Genomic DNA, 20,707 nt, shown 5'->3' on the forward strand with positions numbered 1-20,707 from the left:
GCTCAAGACTTAGATCGGGCCGGTGTGGCCGACGGGTGTCCCGCCGGTGGCCAGCACGGGTAGGTCTGAGCCGTCTCACTCATCACCGCTTGCCATCCAAATACGTGGGGGAGCCGACGCCAGCGGGACCGTCCGGCAGTTCGCCGGGGATTCGCTGAGGGCAACCGTGGCTTCTGACGGCGGATGGCTCAGCGTTACGGTGTCCGGAATCGTCGACGAGCGGTGGGCCGCTGATCTCGTGGACCTCACCGCGAGGGCCGGGTACGAAAAGACCGACTATGTGTGCAAGTCTAGGGGCAAGGCCTAAACCCAACTCGCTCCTTCCTTCATACGCGGCGTCATGACCAGCCCCAAAGCGAGTGGTTCGGCGTGCGACGCTCATCATCGAAAGACCACACGCCGGGTTATTTCCTGGTGTGATTCGACTTGCAGCCTTGTCGTGGAAGTAGAGGCCCAGGTACCGCGAAGTGACTTTTCCAGTGTTCCGGTTTACTTCGAGGAAAACGGCCGTCAGTCTCCGTCAACCTCCACCTCACAGTCCGGATTATGAACCCTGGACACGCTTCCAGCTCACCCAATGTCGATTCCCACTGCGTGCCCTGGTCACATATCAGCCAACGCAGACCCTGGGTTCTCGATGGCGTCGGCAACAAACCGCAGGAATCCACCTGCCGTGCCTCCATCGCACACCCGATGGTCGAAGGTGAGGGTCAGTTCGGTGACCTTGCGGACTCCGAGTTCGCCGTTTACAACCCAGGGCTTGTCGATGATCCGGCCCACACCCAAGATCGCCACCTCGGGGTAATTGATGATGGCTGCCGAACCGTCGACACCGAACACGCCATAATTGTTCAGCGTGAAGGTGCCGCTGCCCAGTTCTGCTGGCGTCGCCTTGCCGTCGCGTACGACGGCGGTGAGCCGACGGATCTCCGCGTCCAGCCCTCGGGTGCTGAGTTTGTCCGCGTTGCGGACCGAGGGAACCATTAGCCCTCGGTCGGTTTGGGCGGCGAACCCGAGGTTGACGCCGTCGAAGGCGACAATCTCCTGGCTCTCCCCGCCGGCAGGGTCCTCGGTGGTGACGATCCGTGTATTCAATTCCGAATACCTTTTTAGCCCGGCTGTGATAAAACGCGCGATGAAAGCCAAGAGACCAGGTGTGTTGTGAGGATCGGTCTTCTTGAGCGCGGCACGCATGTCTACTAGCGCTGTCGCGTCTACGTCAACCCAGACGGTGGCTTCCGGGATTTCGGAGCGGCTGCGTGTCATGTTGGCGGCGACGGCTTTGCGTACGCCCCGGATGGGAGTGCGGCTTGCTATTCCGAGGCCGGTGCGCGGGTCGATGGCGTGAGCGCGAGTTTCGACAGGTGCAATCGACGGACGGGACGTGGTTTCGACAGGCTCAACCACCGGGCGTGGATTTGTTTCGACAGGCTCAACCGGCGATGTTTCGGCGGCCGCGGTCAGCAGGGGTTTCGTGATGGCAGCTTCTACGTCTCGGCGCATGATTAGCCCGCTGTCGCCCGAGCCCTGCAGGTGACCTAGGTCAACGCCGTGCTCTTTGGCCATACGGCGGACTAGGGGCGAGATGACCGCTCCTAGTTTGCCGGGTACGCGGGTGCGCATCAGGAGGAGGTCGTCGGCGGAGGTGGTCAGCTTGGGTTCGGCGGTCCTGGTTGCAGCGCTTTTGGTCTCGACAAGCTCGACCGGCGCAGTACGCCGGGGCCTGGTTCGGCGAGCCTGGCCGTGCCCGCCTGGCGTGCCGTAGCCGATGAGCACATTGCCGGAGCCGGCCTTTTCTTGGGTGCGGTAGGCCTCAGACTCGGTGTCGGCGGGCTCGACCGGGGGCGTCTTGGTTTCGACAGGCTCAACTACCGGCTCCTGTTCGGCCAGCGACCCTACCGGAGTCACCGAGATGAGCGGCTTGCCGACGTCCAGCGTCTGGCCGGGCTCTCCGTGCAACTCCGCCACGGTGCCAGCGTATGGGGACGGGACCTCGACCGTGGACTTGGCAGTCTCGACTTCGGCGATGGGCTGGTCCACGCGGATTTCGTCGCCCACGGCTACGAGCCAGTTCACAAGCTCGGCTTCTGTGAGGCCTTCGCCGAGGTCGGGCAGCAGGAACACTTTCGTTTCAATCATCTGATCAGTCTTCCCACTGGAGGTCGTCCACGGCGTCGAGGATCCGGTCCACGCCGGGCAGGTAGTAGTGCTCGAGTTTCGGGGCCGGGTACGGGACGTCGAATCCCGTGACCCTGCGGATCGGCGCGACCAGATAGTGGAAGCAGCGCTCCTGGACCCGGGCCACGATCTCGGAGGACACGGACGCGAAGCCATGGGCCTCCGCTATCACAACGGCACGCCCCGTCTTGCGGACCGAGGCGCAGACGGTCTCGTCGTCGAAGGGCACGATCGATCGGACGTCGATGACTTCCAGCGAGCGCCCTTCCTGTGCCGCAGCGGAAGCGGCGGCGAGCGCCGTCGGCACGGACGGGCCGTAGGCGATAAGCGTTGCGTCCGTACCGGGACGGGCGACAGCGGCGCGGCCCTCGGTGGATGTCCCCCGCGCGGCGTTGACTTCGTGTTCCTTTCGGAGCGCTTCGAGGTCCACCAGGTCCTTGGACCAGTAGAGCTTCTTGGGCTCCATGAACATCACGGGGTCATCGGAATCTATGGCTTCGCGGAGCATCCGGTAGGCATCGGCCACGGTGGCCGGCGTGTACACCTTCAGGCCGGCAGTGTGGGCGTAATAGGACTCCGAGGAGTCGCAGTGGTGCTCCACTCCCCCGATCCCGCCGGCATAGGGAACACGGATGACCATGGGCAGCTTGAGAGCGCCCTTAGTGCGGTTGTGCATCTTGGCCACGTGGCTGACGATCTGCTCGAACGCCGGGTAGGCGAAGGCATCGAACTGCATCTCAATCACGGGACGCATGCCGTTGATCGCCATGCCCACCGCCATGCCCACGATGCCGGACTCTGCGAGCGGGGTGTCGAAGCAGCGCTGCTCGCCAAAGGTCTTGGTCAGACCGTCGGTGATGCGGAATACGCCGCCCAGCATGCCGACGTCCTCGCCAAAGACCAGGACGGACTCGTCGGCGTGCATGGCATCGGCCATCGCCGTGTTCAGTGCTTTAGCCATGGTGACGAGCTGCGGACCGGTTGCTTCCGCGGTCGCCGCAGCCGAAGCGGCTGCGCGGGCAGTGGCGGAGCTGACGTTGCCGTTGGCTTCGGAGGACGTGGTGATGGTGGGGCTCATTTTGGGGCCTCCGTGGTGGTTGAGGTGCCCACGCCGGCGTCGCGTGCAAGTTCGTCGGCGAGCAGGGCGGACTGTTCCATGAGCTGCGGCGTTGGTTCGGCGAACACGTATTTGAAGAGGTCCTGCGGGTCTACCGGGACGTCCTCGCTGAGGCCGTTGCGGAGCTGCGTGGCAACTGCTTCCGCTTTCTCCGCGATGCGGGAGTCGCCATCGTCGTCCAGCACGCCCTTGTCGGTGAGGTAGGTCTTCATCCGTGCCAGCGGGTCACGGGCTAGCCACTGGGCGACTTCGCTGTCCTGGCGGTAGCGCGTGGCGTCGTCCGCGTTGGTGTGGGCCTGCATGCGGTAGGTGTGGGCCTCCACCAGCAGAGGTCCCGAGCCTTCGCGGGCCAGTTTAACCGCGCGGTCCAGCACGGCGAGGAGGGCGACAATGTCGTTGCCGTCCACGCGTTCGCCGGCCATGCCGTAGCCGACCGCCTTGTGGGCGAGCGACGGCGCGACTGACTGATGCGCCAGCGGCACCGAGATGGCGTACTGGTTGTTCTGCACGAAGAAGACGACGGGCAGGTGGAAGACAGCCGCGAAGTTCAGGGCCTCGTGGAAGTCACCTTCGCTGGTGGCGCCGTCGCCGCACATGGCCAGGACCACGGTGTCCTCCCCGCGCAGCTTGGCAGCATGAGCGACGCCGACGGCGTGGAGCAGCTGCGTGGTGAGCGGGGTGCACTGGATGCCGACCTTGTGCTTGGCGGGGTCGTACCCGCTGTGCCAGTCGCCGCGGAAGAGCGTCATGGTCTCGACAGGGTCAACGCCGCGGGCCATGACCGCGACGGAGTCACGGTAGGTCGGGAACATCCAGTCGTCGTCCGAGAGGCAGAGAGCGGCGGCGACCTGGCACGCCTCCTGGCCATGGCTGGACGGATACACGGCCATGCGGCCCTGGCGGACCAGGGCGGAGTTCTGATCGTTGACGCGGCGGCCGACGACGAGCTGCTCGTAGGCGGCCAGCAGTTCCTCATCGCGTGGCAGCGGGTACTCGTGCCCGGGCTCGGCACCCTGTTGGGAGTGTGGCTTGAGGTTGCCGTCCTGGTCGACCATCTGGATCTGGTGGCGGGCCGGCAGCATGTAATCCTCGACCGTTATGCCGAATTTGCGCACAGCCTCGGCAACGGGGCCTTCTATTCGCGGGTCCTGGGGCTGGTCCGGCGCCTGCCGGCCCTGCGCTGCCTGGTCCCGGGCAGTGTGGTCCGCGGAGATCGTCATTGTCCATCCTTCTGTAGCCACTATTCGATTTCAGTATCGTCCTGAAAGATGTTTCGTATCCAGTCCCAGTGAGAATCGTGGAGAAGTTTGAGTTATTGCCCTAGCCTGAAAGACGAAACGTAAGTGTGAGCTGGGTTACCGACGGGAGTTGTGGACAAATGGCAAGGGCCGAGCCAGAGCAGGCTGCAGTGCCACTGGACGATGTGGACCGCAAAATCATCGCGGAGCTGACGCGGGACGGCAGGATGTCGGTGACGCAGGTGGCAGAGAACGTCCACATTTCCCGGGCGCACGCCTACACGCGGATTGCCCGGCTGACCGGCGAGGGGGTGCTGACCAAGTTCACGGCGCTGGTGGACCCCATCAAGGCCGGCCTGAAGTCGTCCGCCTACGTGACGTTGAAGGTGCGTCAGCACTCCTGGCGCGAACTTCGGGAGCTGCTGCGGGCGATCCCCGAGGTACATCACATTGCTTTGGTGGGTGGCGACTTCGACGTCATCCTGCTGGTACGGGCTGTGGACAACGTTGACCTGCGGAGGGTGATTTTTGATCAGCTGCAGTCCATGCCTGGCGTGCTGGACACGCAGACGTTCCTGGTGTTTGAGGACGTGGACACGCGCTGAGATACGCAGTGTGAGCCCGGACCTCTTACCAGAGGCGAAGGGCAACTCGAGGCCGCCCGGTGGCGGGAGGACCTGGATTCATCCAAGCTGCTTGGCACGGTACTCTTCGCCCGCCGTGGAAAAGCCGGATCCGCAAAGATGCACGTGATCCCCATCCAGAGAACAGCAGAGTATATCCGTTCCGGTGACTCTGAAATCGCACCATTACCACGGCGGCGTCGTGTACGGGCGTTTTCCTCCGGACAGGTAGAATGAACGAGACCGCACGAATATTGCCGTTCCGGGGCAGGCCGTTTCGCGGCCCCGGTAATTTCACCACAGGGGGACCCCGGCTTGGACATACGCGATTACCTGCGCATTCTCCGTCGCAACTGGATTTTAATTGTCGCTGCGGCTTTGACGGGCCTGCTGTTAGCGGGGGGCTCCTCCATGCTCACCAAGCCGATCTACACTGCAGAAACACAGTTATTTGTCGCAATTCAAAGCTCGGGTTCAGTTCAGGAGCTTCAGCAGGGGAATACTTTTAGTCAGGCCCGAGTGCAATCCTATGTAAAGACCGTGGACTCACCCGTCGTGCTTCAGCCCGCAATTGATGTCCTTGGGCTGGACATGACAGCAGAACAACTGGCAGCCAACGTGGTGGCGACCACGGAACCGAACACAGTGCTGATCGATATTTCTGTCGTGAACACTTCGCCAGTACAGGCCGCAGCCATTGCGCAAGAGGTAGCAGGAAGCCTAATAAAAGCCGTTGACACCTTGGAAAAGCCCAAAAACGGAGGCACCTCGCCCGTTAGCCTCTCCGTCATAAAGCCGGCCGTCGCACCAACCATTCCATCGGCGCCCAATACACGGATGAACTTACTTCTTGGCCTGATACTTGGCATCGCAGCCGGAGTCGGCATCGGCGTACTCAGGACGGCCCTTGACAATAGAATTCGGGGAGAAGCCGATCTCCGTCACATAACAAATGCGCCGCTATTGGGCAGGATTTCTTTTGATCAGGACGCTACTCGCAAGCCGCTCCTGACTCAAGTTGCTCCGCAAAGCCCCCGCGCCGAGTCGTTCCGGCAACTGAGAACTAACCTCCAATTCGCCGACGTTTCGGGGAAGGCAAAGACCGTACTCGTGACCTCGTCACTCCCAGGCGAAGGCAAGAGCACAACCGCCACTAATCTGGCTATTGCACTCGCTCAGGCTGGCAAGTCAGTATGTCTTGTGGATGCAGACCTCCGTCGTCCGATGATCAATGAATATCTGGGGTTGGATCGGTCAGTCGGCTTGACGACGGCCTTGGTCGGCGCAGCCGACGTCAATGACCTACTTCAGCCGTGGGGCGACGACAACTTGTACGTACTAGCGTCGGGACAGATCCCGCCGAATCCCAGCGAGCTACTCGGATCGGGTGAAATGAGACACCTAGTCGAAAGACTTGGCCATGCATTTGACTCCGTCATTATTGATGCTCCGCCACTGCTCCCAGTAACGGACGCAGCCGTACTGTCCCAACACGTTGGGGGCGTGGTTCTCGTTGTGGGCTCACAGAAACTCAAACATCAGGATCTTCAGAAATCTATCCATGCACTGGAGATGGTCGGATCGAACATCCTAGGGATTGTACTTAATAGGCTTCCCGCTAAGGGCCCGGATGCTTACGCCTATAGCTACTACAGCACTGACGAGAAGCCCCAATTGAAGGCCGTCAGCTCGAAGGAACGCGCCTCGAAAGTCGATAACCGTGACCCTTCGGAAGCCATGGATGAATTTGGACAAACGCTATTTGAATCGGACGCCCAACCAGCCAAAGTGTTTCCAGCGAGCCGTTTTGGACGCCAGTAGCCCGCAACATGTCCGTCCTGCCGTGGTGTTTCAAGTCAAGATGCTCGCGGAACGGGGGACGCCCCACGAACTTTCGCTCGCGTGGGAGACTGACACATCACCTGGGTCTTTATCGGCGGCGAGGCTCTTGAGTCGGAGCTGGATTCCGTGATTCCGCGGGTGTAATCGGCGGGATTTTTCGGGTTGAACAGAGCCTCGAGTTCTACTGACTTCGGGGGGTGAGCACACCGGCGTCGTTGACCCGCTGATAGGTGGCGGAGTCTGTCCCAGATGCGGGTGTTGTGCCCGGACCAACAGGGGCCGGTGGTAATGCCCAGCGGCCTCGATGCCAGCTTCACCTGCGCATCTGTCCCGGCCAGCCTGCTGCGGATCAGAGCAAGGACACCCTTCAGTCCGCATCCGGTCATCTCGAAGTCCACCGGGCCCAACGGCCGCCGCCGACCGGCATCGGTGACCGACAATGGGACCAACTTCTTGCCGACATCAACAGCAACAATCACGGGTAAAACTGCAGTCACCGCACCTTGAACAGGGCCTACAGACCAAACCGGCTTGTATCTCTTAAGTACCCCCTGTTGAGGTGGGGTGGTCGTCGTTTACGGTGGCCTTGGGAGGGGCCGGGGTGGTTCCGGTTTTCGGCTGGGCGTCATGGCTCGTGAAAGAGATCGTCGCCCCCGGCCTGTCTTCCAAGCAGACCCGATTGAGGGAATTGGTGGCCGGAAGAAGACGGTGCGCAGCACCGGGTTTCGTCCGGGCGGGCACCGGATGACTCTCAAGCGCGGGAACTGTATCCGACGCTTCCTCAGCAGTTGCGGGCGTGTGAGGGAGGTCGCCGCTGGCGCTCGGGTTAGCGCATGACGGTTCTCCCCAGGGGTGGGAAGCCCGGCCTGGTGACTCGGCTGGTGGACCGGCAACGACGGGTTGTCCCATCGCACGTATTCGATGCGAGGAGGAGAACCATCATGCAAAATCAGGATAAACCCGCCGGAGTCGTGCGGGCAGTGGCAGGTATCGACGCCGCCATCACGGCACGGCACCATATCGCGGTGCGGGAGTTTTTCGACGACGGAACAGAACATCTGAGCCGTTTCACGATCGACCCAACACTGGCCGGGCTGGAGAGACTCTCGCAGCGGCTGGCCGCGGTTCCGGCACCTGTGACAGCGATTGTGGAACCGACCTCGATGACCTGGCTGGCGCTGGCCCTCGCGGTCGAACGGGCCGGCGGCCAGATGGAAATGATCGGCGCCCGACACTCCTCACGGCTGCGCGGAGCCATCATGGGCAAGAACAAATCCGACGTCATCGACTCCGAAGTGCTCACCCATGCCGGGGAGATCTTCGACCCGCCGCCCTTGGTACTGGCATCTCCGGGACAGCTGGCGCTACGGCGGGCCGTGGTCCGACGGGCAGGCGCCGTGATTGACGGCAACCGCTACTGGCGGCGGCTGCTGTCGCTGGCACGTTGGGCCTTTTCCGATGTGTGGACCGCGTTCGCCGGATCCGAATCAACAGCCCTCGCCGTGCTGGGCCGGTGGCCCCACCTCCGTTCCCTGGCATCGGCGCGCGCGGCGACCCTGACGGCTGTGGTCGCCGAGCACACCCGCGATGTCGCCGACACACCCGCCCGTGCCACGGCGATCAAGACCGCGGCAGGGGGATGGGCGGACTTCTGGGACGGTCACCTGGACCTGGACGCGCTGGCCGTCGACGTCACCGAACACCTCGCTGACCTGCAGAAATCCCGGGCAAGGGTGGATCGCTTCACATCGCATGCACGGCAGTGGTGGGAACATCTCTACGGCGATGACCCGCTGATCCTTTCCCTGCCTGGTGTGGGCCCGGCAACCGGTCCCTGTATCCGGGCCTACTTCGGCGACGGAACCGGGTTCGACAGCGCCAAAAAAGCAGCGAACTATGTCGGCATCACCCCTTCGAACTGGTCCTCCGGGACGATGAACCAGGCACGCCGGGCCATCAGCAAGGAAGGGCCTGCACCGTTGCGCCTTGCGTTCTACCAGGCCGGCAGCGTCGCCCGGACCTTGGATCCCCAGCTGGCCGCGTTCTATCACCGGCTCATGACCGAACACGGCCACTGCCACACCCAGGCCACTATCGCGGTCGCCAGGAAACTGGCCGAAAGGACCTGGAAAACCCTCACGACAGGGCAAATGTATGAGCTGCGGGACCTCGAGGGGCAGCCACTCACCAAACGGGCAGCGAAAGAACTCATTGCCTCCCGCTATACCGTCACGTCCAAGCAACGCAGCCAGTCGCGGTCCCACACGATCGAAGCGAAACGGGCACGCCTGACACGGTAAATATCGCCGATCACCGCTACCGTTTGGCCCACCCGGCGCCAGAGGCCACTGACCGCTCTTCCGCCCACCAGCCCGGGGATGTCAGTCAACGGCCCCCAACGACGGTCCCGTCCCGGATCGACGGCACTTTCCGTCACTGCACAACACGCGGTGACGGTGCACTCACCCTGCCTGCCGTCCAGAGCTAAAAAAGCGTTGACAAGCGTTAGGGAATCTCTTCCACTTTTAGCGTGGCGGCAGGTGTTCAGCAGGCTTGTTGGGCTGCCGTGTACAACAGTAAACGGAGCCTGTAATGGTCGTGGTTCCGGTATCCGCGTGCCGCCCGTTTCAGGTTTTTCGCGCTGAGGTTCGCCGCTTCGCTGCGGACGTTCGTGACCCGTGTCCGGCAGAACGTGAGCAGCTCCCTGCGCCACATCTTCAGTGTCAGAAACACTGATTTGGCCTCGCGCATCCTGGTTGCCTTTACGGCGTGTTCGAGTTCGGCCCAGGCGCGGTGGAACGCGTCAATGTGCTCGGTCTTCAGCAGCTGACGGACGTGTTCTTTGATGCCCCAGACGACGCCGAGTTCGATGTCTGATCGATGATTTCCAGCATCCGTCCGCGCTGGGCGCCGGACATGTTCTCCTGGTTGCAGGTCAGCAGTTTCCGGTACTTCCAAGCCGGATCCGTGGCCCGGCCGCGTCGGCCATACAGGTCGTGGGCGCGGCGCCGACAGACCTCGGTGACCATCTGGTTCGCCCGGGCGACCACATGCCAGTGGTCCACGGTGATCGCCGCCTTAGGCAGGGCCTTGCGGACGGCCCGGCGGAACTCGGTGGACATGTCCATCGCCACCAGTTCGACCCTGTTCCGCCACCACCGCGGTCGGGCCCTGATCCAGTCCCGCACCGCCTGGCCGCGGCGGCCGTCCACAATATCGAGGATGGCCCCGGTATCCAGATCCGTGAAAACAATCGACCAGGGCTCGACCCGGGTGACCTTGCCAGCATCGTCTTTGAGATACCGGACCCGCCGGAAGCGGTGTTCATCCACACCCAACCGGCGAACGAGTCTTCGGTCTACGCCGCCGTCCAGGACAGCCGTGTCCGCCGTGACGCGCATGACGGCTGTCCAGGACACGCCGGCGGCTGCAGCGACACGGGAGACCGCACGAAGCTCAGTGGACAGCCCGGCGACAATGCCGGCCACGAGCCTGCTGGTCAGGCGCGAACGCAACGGAATTTCATCGGAGGTCTGCACGAAGGACCTCCGCACACTCCGGTTCCAAACAGGCCAGACGCCGCTTCCGGACCCGGACTTCCACGGGCGCTCCGCCGCACTGGACGTCGCGGACGCGGTGGACCGGGCGGGCCTGGACCCGGGAAGACAGCACACCGCAGTCCGGGCAGGCGCCTTCCCGTTCGACGGGCTCGACCAGCACCGTCCGGGTCTCGCCAGCACGCTCCGCAGAGAGCACAACATGGCCCTCCAAATTGAACAGAATCGACGCGGCATCGCACGTCTGCGTAATCTGTAACAAGGCTCGTAGTCCTCAGCAATAGATGTCTCGACAACACCTATGCTCGCAGGGCTACGAGCCCCTTCATTTGAAGGACACCACGCTAAAAGTTGATGAGCCACCAAACCCAGGTCCTCAACGGAATCTGATACATCCGACCTGACATCTCCGGAGTGTTTGGGGAAGGACTAACTCAACATATATCAGCTGACCGTCTGCCTGCGGTGGAAGAATTTGGACCTCCTCGTCGTCGCCGGCGCCACCACTGCGACAGTCGAGGGCAACAACACTACGGTCAACCACGTCAAAGGAACAGGCCGGGGATTCACCAACCTGGACAACCACAAAACACGTATCCTTTAGCGGAGCACCGCAGGCACAGCGGCATAAACTTCCGGCAGCAGTTCGTTCGCCACGAAAATTGAAGAGCGAATAGACTCACTTCGCCGCATTGACCATTTCACAAATAGCCATATTTGGGTTGAATGCCTCGCTCTCACAACCAAACCCGACGGTTCTTTAGCCTCGTCGTAGCGGCTAGTTGACCTTCCTGCCGGCAATTCGGCGCCAGTTACGACCGCGGTAGCTCGCGTATCGCCTAATGGCAAAAGCGTCCCTAAGTCCTGGAAAGCTGCTACGTTCTACCAGCAACGATGCCAAAATCACAAGACCGTCGCGAGCCCCCGCCATGAGACGGTTCCCAGGACGGAAACCGCCCAATGACCAACGCAAGAGGAATCGGTTGCGAACGCCTAGTAGGTCCGCAAGCCTATTGCCCCGCGCATAGCCCCTTACGCTCCTCACATGCGCAAATCCTTCCAGATGGACTACGGCGGAAGGAATCCCCAACTTGTTGGCCCGGATACCAAGCTCAGCGTCTTCACGATAAGCAAGGAACAAATCGTCGAAGAAGTGGCCAGACTCGCTACGGATCTGGTCGAATGAATTCCTACCAACTACCAAGCAAGCTCCCGTGACGCCGCTGACGACATCCTGCTGGCCGCTGCGGATCTTCCAGTGATCACCCTGAAACTTATCGAAGTGGCGTCCCGACCTCGTCCAATCGATTCCGGCGCTGTCAAAGGTCTGAGTCGAAACCCCAAGCTCTGTAACTCGACTGAGAGTGGGCCCGAAAAGGATGGCTTGCTCTTGCAGTTCAGTCGTGGCCGCAAGTCTCCTGAGCGACCCTGGCTGCAGCACAACGTCGGGGTTCAAGACTAGTACGGCGTCCGCGCCAAATTGAAACGCATTTTCCAGGAGATAGTTGTGCCCAGATGCAAATCCAAGATTGTCGAATCTATGATGCAAAAAGCATTTCGTTGCTCTACTCAATTCCTCCGTCAAAGACTCAATGGCAGAGAATTCTGTTCGCGTGCCGGACACCAGGATGTGTACTGAGGCGACATCATTCGCGTTTGTCAGAAGAGACTCCACCGTTCTGCTGAAATCATCTGATTTGGGCCTAAATAGTACGATCGTTACGCTCAGCAATGAACTTCACCAATCAGTCCGGCAACCTGTACTGCGCGAGTCTGCCAAGAGTGCTCGTTTCCGATCCGCTGCCGCCATTCCAGGCTGGGACCAGGGTCATCAAGCCACTCCGCGAGCGTGTCCTCAAGCTTTACCCCGTAGTCCAGAAGGTACGCGAAATCCTTCGGCAACGCGTGTGGCCAGAGCAATCGCGGGCAAATGACTCTCATGCCCAAGGCCGAGAGTGTGTACACCTTCATCAAATCCTGGCTCAAGGTATAGTCGCTTACCACGTGAGGCACAATAGCTGCGGTCTGCCGTCCGGCGAGTGCGGCCAAATCATCAACGGAAAGCCAGTCATAGACCTGCAATGCTGAACCTAATCGGTGCCTGAGACGGTCTAACAAGGCCAGCATTGTCGGATCCGATCCGGGCGCACCTATAACTACTTGGTCGAAATATTCCCGCGTACAAATTCTTTCGATGAGACCAAAGTCCGTGCGCCCCGCGAAAAAGTGGCCCAAAAGGATAAGCCGACGAGTCGGATCGTCGGCAGTTTCCAGTGCGGCGACGTCGGGATCAACCCCATTGGGAACTATGGCTGAGGATGGCAACCCTAATTTTGCGGCCATATAAGGGCTATTACACGTTACTCCGGATACTGTTACGCCCCCCCTCGCCACAGCCCTGTAGGATAAAGCACTAAGCGTTCGGTGCCATACATTGATATCTGGCGCGAGTGACCAATCATCGTAAAAGTCAATCCATTTTGAGCTTGGTTCGATCAGGGAATAAAAGACCGGCGAGAGCACCGCTCGCGTACTTCCGGCCCCGCGGAATCGACCTCCCGGCCACCACCTGCCGGCATTGACGTGTCCGGAAGCTGATGTCTGCCGCCCATGGAATAGGGTCTCATAGCTTTCATTAATGACACCAAGCTTAACCAGCTCGCGGGCCAATAGCACCGGCCTGGTATTTGTTTTGCCCCCCGGCGGTACCGCCCAAGCAACTTGATTAATCACGCGAAACTTCCCCTCTGCGGAAACTGCTGAGACTGATACACATGCCGAACGAGCCAGAGCGTTAGCGCCCCCGCCCGCGGGAATCTGCATGGGCCGGCCAACTCTGCCCCCTGCAATATGCAAGCCGAAGTCAGCATGCGTCCGCCGATTGCTGAGGGCCGTCGGAACCAAGTTGCAAAGCGGTAATTGAGCCGATAATTATTGAAGGGGCAACCGCCATTCCCGGCGACATGAGAAATGGAACCCCGCTATTTCGCTTCCATTCGAGAGCGCTAGTTAGGGTAGAAAAAACAAACATCGCAGGCAAAGGACCTGGAAGCAATATGCTTGGCAATGCCAGATCCCAATGGACTGCCAGTCCGCATACGATCAGGCCGAGAACGAATACAATAGCTCCCTTGAGGCGCGAATCCCGCATCTTTCGTGACAATGGCTGCCGCCTATCAAAGTTAACTGACATACGCAGGCGCATCCTTGCGGAAAAATAGGATGCACAGGAGCAAGACAAGTATCACTGTCTCTGCCAAGACTATTGTTGTCGCGGCCCCTTCAGCGTGCCACGAATTGATAAACGGTACCAGGGCCAGAACCCCAACGACTGCCCCTGCGAAGTTGGCCGTTATGGGCACCCACAGTCCCTTCCTCACTCTCAGCGTTGCCACCATCAGTGGATTTATCCAAAGAGGGATCGCAGACGCAGATAAAACAAGAATCGTTGACAGTACGTTTGACGCGATCAAGGTGTCCAGGGGAAGCGCCATGGCAACGAGGGCGCTTCCGCCGATCACACAGGTGCAAACAAGCCCTGCAACTGCTCCATTTCGAACCGTAGAGAGGGGGTTTGAACTATGGGCTCCTCCCTTGACGAGCAAGAGAGGGGCGCTAAGAACCGGAATCGATGTCAGGAGGATGATGGGATAGGAGGCCAGAGCCAGATATCCAGCTTCTGCCAACTGTCCAGTCTGTCCAAGGACAAACGTCGGAAGGCGCCAAATTAAGGCACTACATGCAGTTGTGGCCACAAAGGGGAATGTCGCCGACGCTAGTCGACGGACATCCGACCACGATGTTGACCACTCCCCGCGATTCGGGGACCGGCTAGCCACAAGTCCACCGATGACAGTAGCAATGCCGTAGCCGACAAGAATCCACTGAGGGTCGGCTGGCACCATCCAGGTCAGAATCATAAACAGAATTCCGATACCAGCCTTCTCCAGCAAGATGGACCGTTTTTCGCCAGTAGCATCAATCCTCAATACGATTCGATTGCTACTGTTCCTGGCGCTAAGCATATTGCCCAAGCAACACAAGATCACGATGATCGCGTTCCAGGGATCGTCGCCATCGATAACTTGGATCTGAGTACCAACCAGAATGGCCGTAGCACCTCCGGCCACTAACCCCCTATAGTAGGTCAGCGCAGAAATGACGGGGGCGCGACCTTTGGCGACGGTCCTGGACAAGAGCCACGTTGCAGCGCTATCAGTGCCGGAGTCAGCAAAAAGTGCTGCCGTCGCTGCAGCTGTTACCAACACAGCCACTTGTCCAAATTTATCGTGTTCTAGCCGCAGACTCGCAAAAAGTAGCGCCAATATCGGCAATCCGCGAGCAAAAGCTAGGACTCCACCATAAACGAGAGGGGATGACTTACTCATGCGGGTTTACAATCTGGTGCCCAAGATGGTTGCAATGTAGTTCCAAAGTTTCAAGCCTCTGTCTGTTTTCCCACATAGTCACATGCCGGAGCATCGGAGAAGTTCGAGCGGAGCGTCGACTCATAGCTCGAAAAAGCATTGGCCGTCATGATGCTCACGATCGCGCCAGATACGGGGTTGTCAGCACGATGACCCACTTGCGCAAGATGCAAACATATCCCTGCAAATCCAACGTTCAACTCCCCCGTTTTCCCAGTGACGCCCCCGCGGGCGGCAAGAGATCATTTCTTATACTTTAATGGACGGACCAGTTCTAAATGTCCAGATCGGCTTTGCCTCTAGTATCGGATCTTACGAGGACATTGCAATGGCCAAACCGGTGTGCTGGTTATCCTCGTGAAGGACCTCGTCATCATTGGTTCGGCTTGTGGCCGAGCGCAGGCTCTGCGACCTGGACTTCCAACCGTTCACGGGCGTGCCCTTTAGTCCAACGCCCAGCTAGCGCTTCATATCGATCGCAAACATCAGCCCAGGAATATTCAGATCGGGCCCGCCGTACCAAGTCCGCTGAGACATTTCCTTGGTCCACATCAATCATCGCACTGCGGATTGTCGCCGCTATGCTGGGCGCATCGGGTTCGACAAAAATACCCAGGTCCCCCAAGACTTCCCGATTGTAGACAGTGTCCCTAGCGACGACAGGTGCTCCGCAAGCCATGGCCTGGACTAAGGCCGGGTTAGTGCCGCCGACACTGTGTCCATGGAAGTAGACTCCAGAGTGCTGCCAGAGTGAGAGCAGCTTTTCGTCGTCGTTGACGTGCCCCATCCACGTCACATTCGAATACCTGCTCGCGAGGTCGGCCGCAGCCTCGTCGAATGCTCCTCCGTATCCGGAAGAGCCAACAATGACGACTTGATGATCGGCTGCTATATCAGGAATGGCTTCGAAAAACTCTCCAATGGTGTTTTCAGGAACAAATCTTGCCACAACTAGAACATAGTCGCGGCGCCTCAGGCCGGGCTCGATCGGGAGTGTTCCTGGGACGTCGCCACCATAGGGAATGAAAACGGAGTCGCGTTTAAACTCGCTTTTCCATATCCTCCGTATTTCAAGGGAGTCCGAGACTAGTTCATTGGCAAACCAGCCCGTGAACTTTGCACCCAGCCTAAATACCCTCTTGGCCGCACGGCCCCATTTCGCGCGGTTCCATTCAATACCGTCAACATTTACAATGGTCGGGACACCCCGCAGTCGCAATAGCGGCAGCCAAAACCCATTAGCCACGTTCATGACAATCGCTACATCGGGTTTGTGCACCAAGGCGTGAAGCACGGCGGTAAGTCCATATGAAAGTGTGCTGAGAGACTTAGTTTCGAACCCTCGAGTCGTCACACGGCTGATTCGCTCGTCCGTATCTGGGTCATCGTCCCGAGTCGAACCTGGCCGGCCGTAGACAGTCGTATTCCAGCCTGAATCAGCCAAATGGGGCGCCAACTTGCGTACTGCGGTCTCAAATCCCCCGTAGTAACTCGGGTAGCCTCGCGTTCCAATTATGGCCACCGACTTTGAAGTGCCCGTCCGTTTCTCAGGTTTCATAGTTCCCCACGCTTCCGAATTGTTATTCGATCATCCGCAAAAGCAGTCGCAAATAAAGTGCCAGGTTTCTCCATTCGCTGCGATCCCTCGACAGCGCGCACACTGAGTGGGAATCGGGCGGGCCGGCTCCTCATCAGGATGACATTTCGTCAAGTCAAACTGCACCTGCAGGACACTCCATTGGGCACGCCAGCGGCCCCACCCTAACACAACACGTAACTCGACACCGGTTCAGCGACGCCATGCACTCAAGGACTTCTCGGCTGAACGAGTCAGGCCGGGAGCCCGAGGAGGCATGCCACGGAACCACTCTTGACCAACGGTTCAGCCCGTCGTCGCACGTCATCGTCAGTAAGAAATCCTTGGCGTCAGGCGCGTTCTTTAGGTGCACCCACTTATTGACCTTTTCGTGCTCGGGTCACTTCCGCAGACCGGTAAAGTCATACTTCATGGGGAACGTGTTAGTCATAGGCGGCACCGGCTTCGTCGGTTCCAACTTTGTCCACTACGTTCTCTAGAGCACTGAGGATCACGTTACTGTCCTGGACGAGCTGACATAAGCGGGCAACCTGGAATCCGTGAGCGGTCTCCCGGAGGAGCGCTTCCGCTTCACGCCGGGCGATATCTGCGACGGGGGACTGGTTAGCGGGCTCGTTGCCGCCTGTGACGTCGTGGTTCCATTACGCGGCCGAGTCATACAAAGACAACTCCCTGCACGACCCACACCCCTTCTTGGACACGAACGTCATGGGCACCTACACTCATCGAGGCCGCCCGGAAGCACAACAAAGGCTTCCACCAAATCTCCACAGACGAAGTGCATGGAAGACCTGGAGGTCGATGACCCCGAAGTGTTCACCGAAAGGACCCCATTCAATCCATCCAGCCCGCACACTTCCATGAAGGCCGGCTCGGACTGTGATGCACGCTTGGGCCGCTCCTTCGGACCGCAGGCCAACGGTAACTGCTGCACAACTACGGCACATACCAGACCGTGGAGAAATTCGTCCCGCGCCAGATCACCAACGTGGTCAACGGAACCCGCCCCACGCTCTACGGCACCGGCGTGAACGTCCGCGACTGGATCCATGCCAACGACCACTCCTCCACCGTCCTGGCCATCCCCGCCAAGAGCCGCATCGGCGAGACCTACCTCATCGGCGCCTATGCGGCGAAATTGCGAACCGTGTCGCGGCCGGCTGTATCCTAGCGGTGGAACGCGCGCGGCGATTCATGACTTACTACAAATGGGGAATCTAATTGGGGACGATGCCGGATTGGCGCGTGCGGATATCCCGCAGACTGCGTGTTGTTGACGCTTTCGTCATTATTTGGGCTATTGCTGGAGCCTACATCGTTAGATTCGGGCTGGAGCCTAACTCCGTTGTGCAGGGCCAAGAGATAACGTACGTGTGGCTGTCGGTGGCTCTGGTCCTGGCTTGGTGGCTCATGCTCGGGGCTTGGAACTCAAGGCAGAGTCGTATCTTGGGCTCCGGTGCTGACGAATACAAAAGGGTTGCCGCTGCGTCCCTCTGGCTATTTGGGCTTGTGGCGATAGTTTCGTATGTGTTGCGAATCGATACGGCTCGCGGCTACGTGGGCATAGCCCTTCCTGCCGGTTTGTTCGGACTTATTCTCGCGCGTTGGCTACTCCGTCAACATCTAAGTGTCGACCGGCAAGTCGGAGACAGCATGTCGCGGCTTATCCTGCTCGGAGGCCCAAGCGCGGTCGCCCACCTGGCAACAACTCTGGCTGGAGCTAAACACGCAGGTTACCTACCTATAGCCGCCTACACTCCGGGCGTAGCGGACACGCTGCCTTCAGAGACCGTATCCGGCCTTCCGGTTCTCGGCCATGATCCAGACATCCATGCAATTCTTCGAGCGATCGACGACAGCATGGCGGACGCGGTTGCCGTATCCGCTGGCGTCCAACTTCACCCCCAGACACTCCGGCATCTTGGTTGGGAGCTGGCAGCTCGAAACGTGGGCCTGATAATGGCCCCCGCCCTAACAGATATTGCCGGCCCACGAATTCACACGCAGCAAGTCGCCGGCCTGCCTCTTATCCACGTGACTACCCCGACGCTGGAGGGCGGACAACGGGTCGCCAAACGACTATTTGACGTCGTCGTGTCCGGGATCCTAATTCTTCTGGCGGCGCCGCTTATGGCGGTCCTAGCCGTCTTCGTAAAGCTTGACAGCCGTGGGCCCATACTCTTTAGACAGGAGCGAGTGGGTATCGAAGGCGCCCATTTTGGGATGCTCAAGTTCCGCTCGATGGTCGTAGACGCAGAACAGCGCCTAGCCGAACTCGCCCATCGCAACGAAGGCAACGGTGTGCTGTTCAAGATCAGGAATGATCCCCGCGTCACGCGTGTGGGCGGATTCCTGCGGAAGTACAGCTTGGACGAACTACCGCAACTCTTCAACATCTTTGCTGGTTCGATGAGTCTCGTTGGGCCCCGTCCCCCTTTGCCCCACGAAGTAGAGGCTTATGAGCACGACGTTCGGAGGCGGTTGTTGGTCAAGCCTGGGCTTACCGGCCTTTGGCAGGTCAGTGGACGTTCCAATCTGTCATGGCAGGATTCGGTTCGTCTCGACCTCTACTACGTGGAGAACTGGTCCTTGGCCGGGGACCTCGTAATCATTCTTCGGACAGTCCGCGCCGTGTTTAACAGCACGGGCGCCTACTAAATACTTTCAAAGTCGGACGACTGCCCTCTTGGGGAAGGAACTAGAACAATGCGTATTTCAGTAATCGGCTGCGGTTATCTCGGAGCAGTACATGCAGCCTGCATGGCCAAACTTGGCCACGAAGTGGTCGGCATAGACGTGGATGCTCGCAAAATTGCTGAGCTCTCTGATGCCACGGCGCCTTTTTACGAGCCTGGTCTGGAAGAACTTCTGCGCGATGTTCAAGACACAGGCCGATTGACATTTACAACGGATATGTCCGCTGCCGAGGGGAGCGACGTCCATTTTATCTGTGTTGGAACACCCCAGAAGAAGGGCGAAAATGGGGCTGACATGACATACGTAGACGCCGCAACCCTGGCGCTCCTACCTCATATCTCGTCAGGAAACATCGTAGTTGGCAAGTCCACAGTTCCCGTCGGGACGGCATCACGCTTGGCGGGCCTGGTCCACGCACAGGAAGCGACAGCCCACTTAGTGTGGAATCCAGAGTTCCTCCGCGAGGGTCACGCTGTGTCTGACACGCTGAGTCCGGACCGCTTGGTCTACGGAGTGGCTGACGGGTCAGAGGACCACCCGGCAGTTGCCGTATTGGACGAAGTCTACGCTGGCTCGCTGGCTGGGGGGACGCCTCGCCTGGTTACGGACCACGCAACCGCCGAGTTGGTGAAGGCTGCCGCGAATTCGTTCTTGGCCACAAAAATATCCTTTATCAATGCGATGGCAGAAGTGTGCGAAGCCACCGGCGCCGATGTAACGAGGCTTGCTGACGCTATAGGCATGGACGACCGAATTGGACGCAAATTCCTGCAAGCAGGCATCGGCTTCGGCGGAGGTTGCCTTCCGAAAGACATACGCGCGTTCATGGCACGAGCCGGTGAACTCGGCGCAGACCAAGCCCTCACTTTTTTGCGGGAAGTCGACGCCATCAATATGCGACGTCGTTCACGGGTAGTGGAACTGACACGCGAAATCTGTGGCGGGACGTTACTCGGCAAACGAATTACAGTTTTGGGTGCAGCTTTCAAGCCAGAAAGTGACGACGTCCGCGATTCCCCTGCTCTCAGCATTGCTGCGCAGCTTCAGCTTCAGGGTGCCGTTGTCACAGTGACCGACCCCAAGGCCCTTCCCAACGCTTCGAAACGGTTCCCGGAACTTGATTATGAAGCCGACCTCGAGAAAGCAATCGACAAGGCCAACGTATTGCTTCTCCTCACGGAATGGCAGCAATACCGGAGCCTGGATCCGTACGAGCTTGGCTCCCTTGTTTCGTCGCTGCACATTCTCGACGGACGTAATGTGCTCGACGCTGCCAAATGGCGCGCCGCGGGCTGGACGTACCGCGGTATGGGACGGCCCTAACTATGGCGCGCACTGATGATGCATCAGCCACAGAACCCAAGAACCGCGGTTTGACAGGCGACTCGCGGTCCACGGACATCCAAGTTGGCCGAAGAGAGAATCGTCGTC

The 20,707-nt window shown here is 59.6% G+C and carries 14 protein-coding genes and 2 pseudogenes; 9 read left to right on the plus strand and 7 right to left on the minus strand.

Features of this window, described 5'->3' with window-relative positions; all coding sequences use genetic code 11:
* The first annotated feature begins 166 nt into the window (after window positions 1-166).
* Window positions 167-307, plus strand: a complete 141-nt coding sequence (locus AC1DDG_RS05455) for a hypothetical protein (RefSeq protein ID WP_476875234.1) — start codon at window positions 167-169, stop codon at window positions 305-307.
* Between the two features lie 296 nt (window positions 308-603).
* On the opposite strand, the gene AC1DDG_RS05460 is transcribed toward AC1DDG_RS05455, so the two are convergent.
* Genes AC1DDG_RS05460 through pdhA form a run of 3 tightly spaced genes read right to left on the minus strand, consistent with a single transcriptional unit; the run spans window position 604 to window position 4,515 of the window.
* Window positions 604-2,139 carry a dihydrolipoamide acetyltransferase family protein gene (locus tag AC1DDG_RS05460; RefSeq protein WP_476875235.1) on the minus strand — a complete coding sequence of 512 codons (1,536 nt, stop codon included), beginning with the start codon at window positions 2,137-2,139 and terminating at the stop codon, window positions 604-606.
* 4 nt (window positions 2,140-2,143) lie between these two features.
* A complete protein-coding gene (locus tag AC1DDG_RS05465) occupies window positions 2,144-3,256 on the minus strand; it encodes an alpha-ketoacid dehydrogenase subunit beta (protein WP_476875236.1) in 1,113 nt (370 codons plus the stop codon).
* Window positions 3,253-4,515, minus strand: a complete 1,263-nt coding sequence (gene pdhA, locus AC1DDG_RS05470) for a pyruvate dehydrogenase (acetyl-transferring) E1 component subunit alpha (RefSeq protein ID WP_476875237.1) — start codon at window positions 4,513-4,515, stop codon at window positions 3,253-3,255. Before pdhA ends, AC1DDG_RS05465 begins: the two co-directional genes overlap by 4 nt.
* 158 nt (window positions 4,516-4,673) lie before the next feature.
* Here pdhA and AC1DDG_RS05475 point away from each other — a divergent pair, with 158 nt between their 5' ends.
* The 3 genes from AC1DDG_RS05475 to AC1DDG_RS05485 all read left to right on the plus strand — a co-directional run bounded on the left by AC1DDG_RS05475 (window position 4,674) and on the right by AC1DDG_RS05485 (window position 9,298).
* The gene (locus AC1DDG_RS05475) at window positions 4,674-5,138 is read left to right on the plus strand and encodes an Lrp/AsnC family transcriptional regulator (RefSeq protein ID WP_476875238.1); all 465 of its coding nucleotides are present in this window, start codon (window positions 4,674-4,676) and stop codon (window positions 5,136-5,138) included.
* Window positions 5,139-5,471: 333 nt separating this feature from the next.
* A complete protein-coding gene (locus tag AC1DDG_RS05480; RefSeq protein WP_476875239.1) occupies window positions 5,472-6,977 on the plus strand; it encodes a tyrosine-protein kinase domain-containing protein in 1,506 nt (501 codons plus the stop codon).
* Window positions 6,978-7,939: 962 nt separating this feature from the next.
* The gene (locus AC1DDG_RS05485; protein WP_476875240.1) at window positions 7,940-9,298 is read left to right on the plus strand and encodes an IS110 family RNA-guided transposase; all 1,359 of its coding nucleotides are present in this window, start codon (window positions 7,940-7,942) and stop codon (window positions 9,296-9,298) included.
* Between the two features lie 244 nt (window positions 9,299-9,542).
* Here the strand turns inward: AC1DDG_RS05485 and AC1DDG_RS05490 are convergent.
* Window positions 9,543-10,817, minus strand: a pseudogene (locus AC1DDG_RS05490) (ISL3 family transposase).
* A 213-nt stretch (window positions 10,818-11,030) separates the two neighbouring features.
* Between AC1DDG_RS05490 and AC1DDG_RS05495 the strand changes: the two are divergent.
* Window positions 11,031-11,159, plus strand: coding sequence for a transposase (locus AC1DDG_RS05495; RefSeq protein WP_476875241.1), 129 nt, complete (start codon window positions 11,031-11,033; stop codon window positions 11,157-11,159).
* A gap of 441 nt (window positions 11,160-11,600) precedes the next feature.
* Window positions 11,601-11,741 carry a hypothetical protein gene (locus tag AC1DDG_RS05500; RefSeq protein ID WP_476875242.1) on the plus strand — a complete coding sequence of 47 codons (141 nt, stop codon included), beginning with the start codon at window positions 11,601-11,603 and terminating at the stop codon, window positions 11,739-11,741.
* Between the two features lie 539 nt (window positions 11,742-12,280).
* Here AC1DDG_RS05500 and AC1DDG_RS05505 read toward each other — a convergent pair.
* From AC1DDG_RS05505 to AC1DDG_RS05515, 3 genes are all read right to left on the minus strand, one after another.
* Complete coding sequence (locus AC1DDG_RS05505) at window positions 12,281-12,898, minus strand: glycosyltransferase family protein (RefSeq protein ID WP_476875243.1); 618 nt, start codon at window positions 12,896-12,898, stop codon at window positions 12,281-12,283.
* 839 nt (window positions 12,899-13,737) lie between these two features.
* Window positions 13,738-14,943, minus strand: a complete 1,206-nt coding sequence (locus tag AC1DDG_RS05510) for an MATE family efflux transporter (RefSeq protein WP_476875244.1) — start codon at window positions 14,941-14,943, stop codon at window positions 13,738-13,740.
* Window positions 14,944-15,355: 412 nt separating this feature from the next.
* Window positions 15,356-16,540 carry a glycosyltransferase gene (locus tag AC1DDG_RS05515; protein ID WP_476875245.1) on the minus strand — a complete coding sequence of 395 codons (1,185 nt, stop codon included), beginning with the start codon at window positions 16,538-16,540 and terminating at the stop codon, window positions 15,356-15,358.
* A 449-nt stretch (window positions 16,541-16,989) separates the two neighbouring features.
* On the opposite strand from AC1DDG_RS05515, the pseudogene AC1DDG_RS05520 reads away from it, so the two are divergent.
* The 3 genes and pseudogenes from AC1DDG_RS05520 to AC1DDG_RS05530 form a co-directional block, all read left to right on the plus strand.
* Window positions 16,990-17,717: pseudogene (locus tag AC1DDG_RS05520) on the plus strand (dTDP-glucose 4,6-dehydratase); the annotation flags it as partial.
* 92 nt (window positions 17,718-17,809) lie between these two features.
* Entirely contained in the window at window positions 17,810-19,237 is a 1,428-nt protein-coding gene (locus tag AC1DDG_RS05525) for a sugar transferase (RefSeq protein ID WP_476875400.1), read from the plus strand.
* Between the two features lie 48 nt (window positions 19,238-19,285).
* The gene (locus tag AC1DDG_RS05530) at window positions 19,286-20,599 is read left to right on the plus strand and encodes a UDP-glucose dehydrogenase family protein (protein WP_476875246.1); all 1,314 of its coding nucleotides are present in this window, start codon (window positions 19,286-19,288) and stop codon (window positions 20,597-20,599) included.
* Window positions 20,600-20,707 lie beyond the last annotated feature (108 nt).

This window comes from Arthrobacter sp. 10L430 (assembly GCF_056395245.1).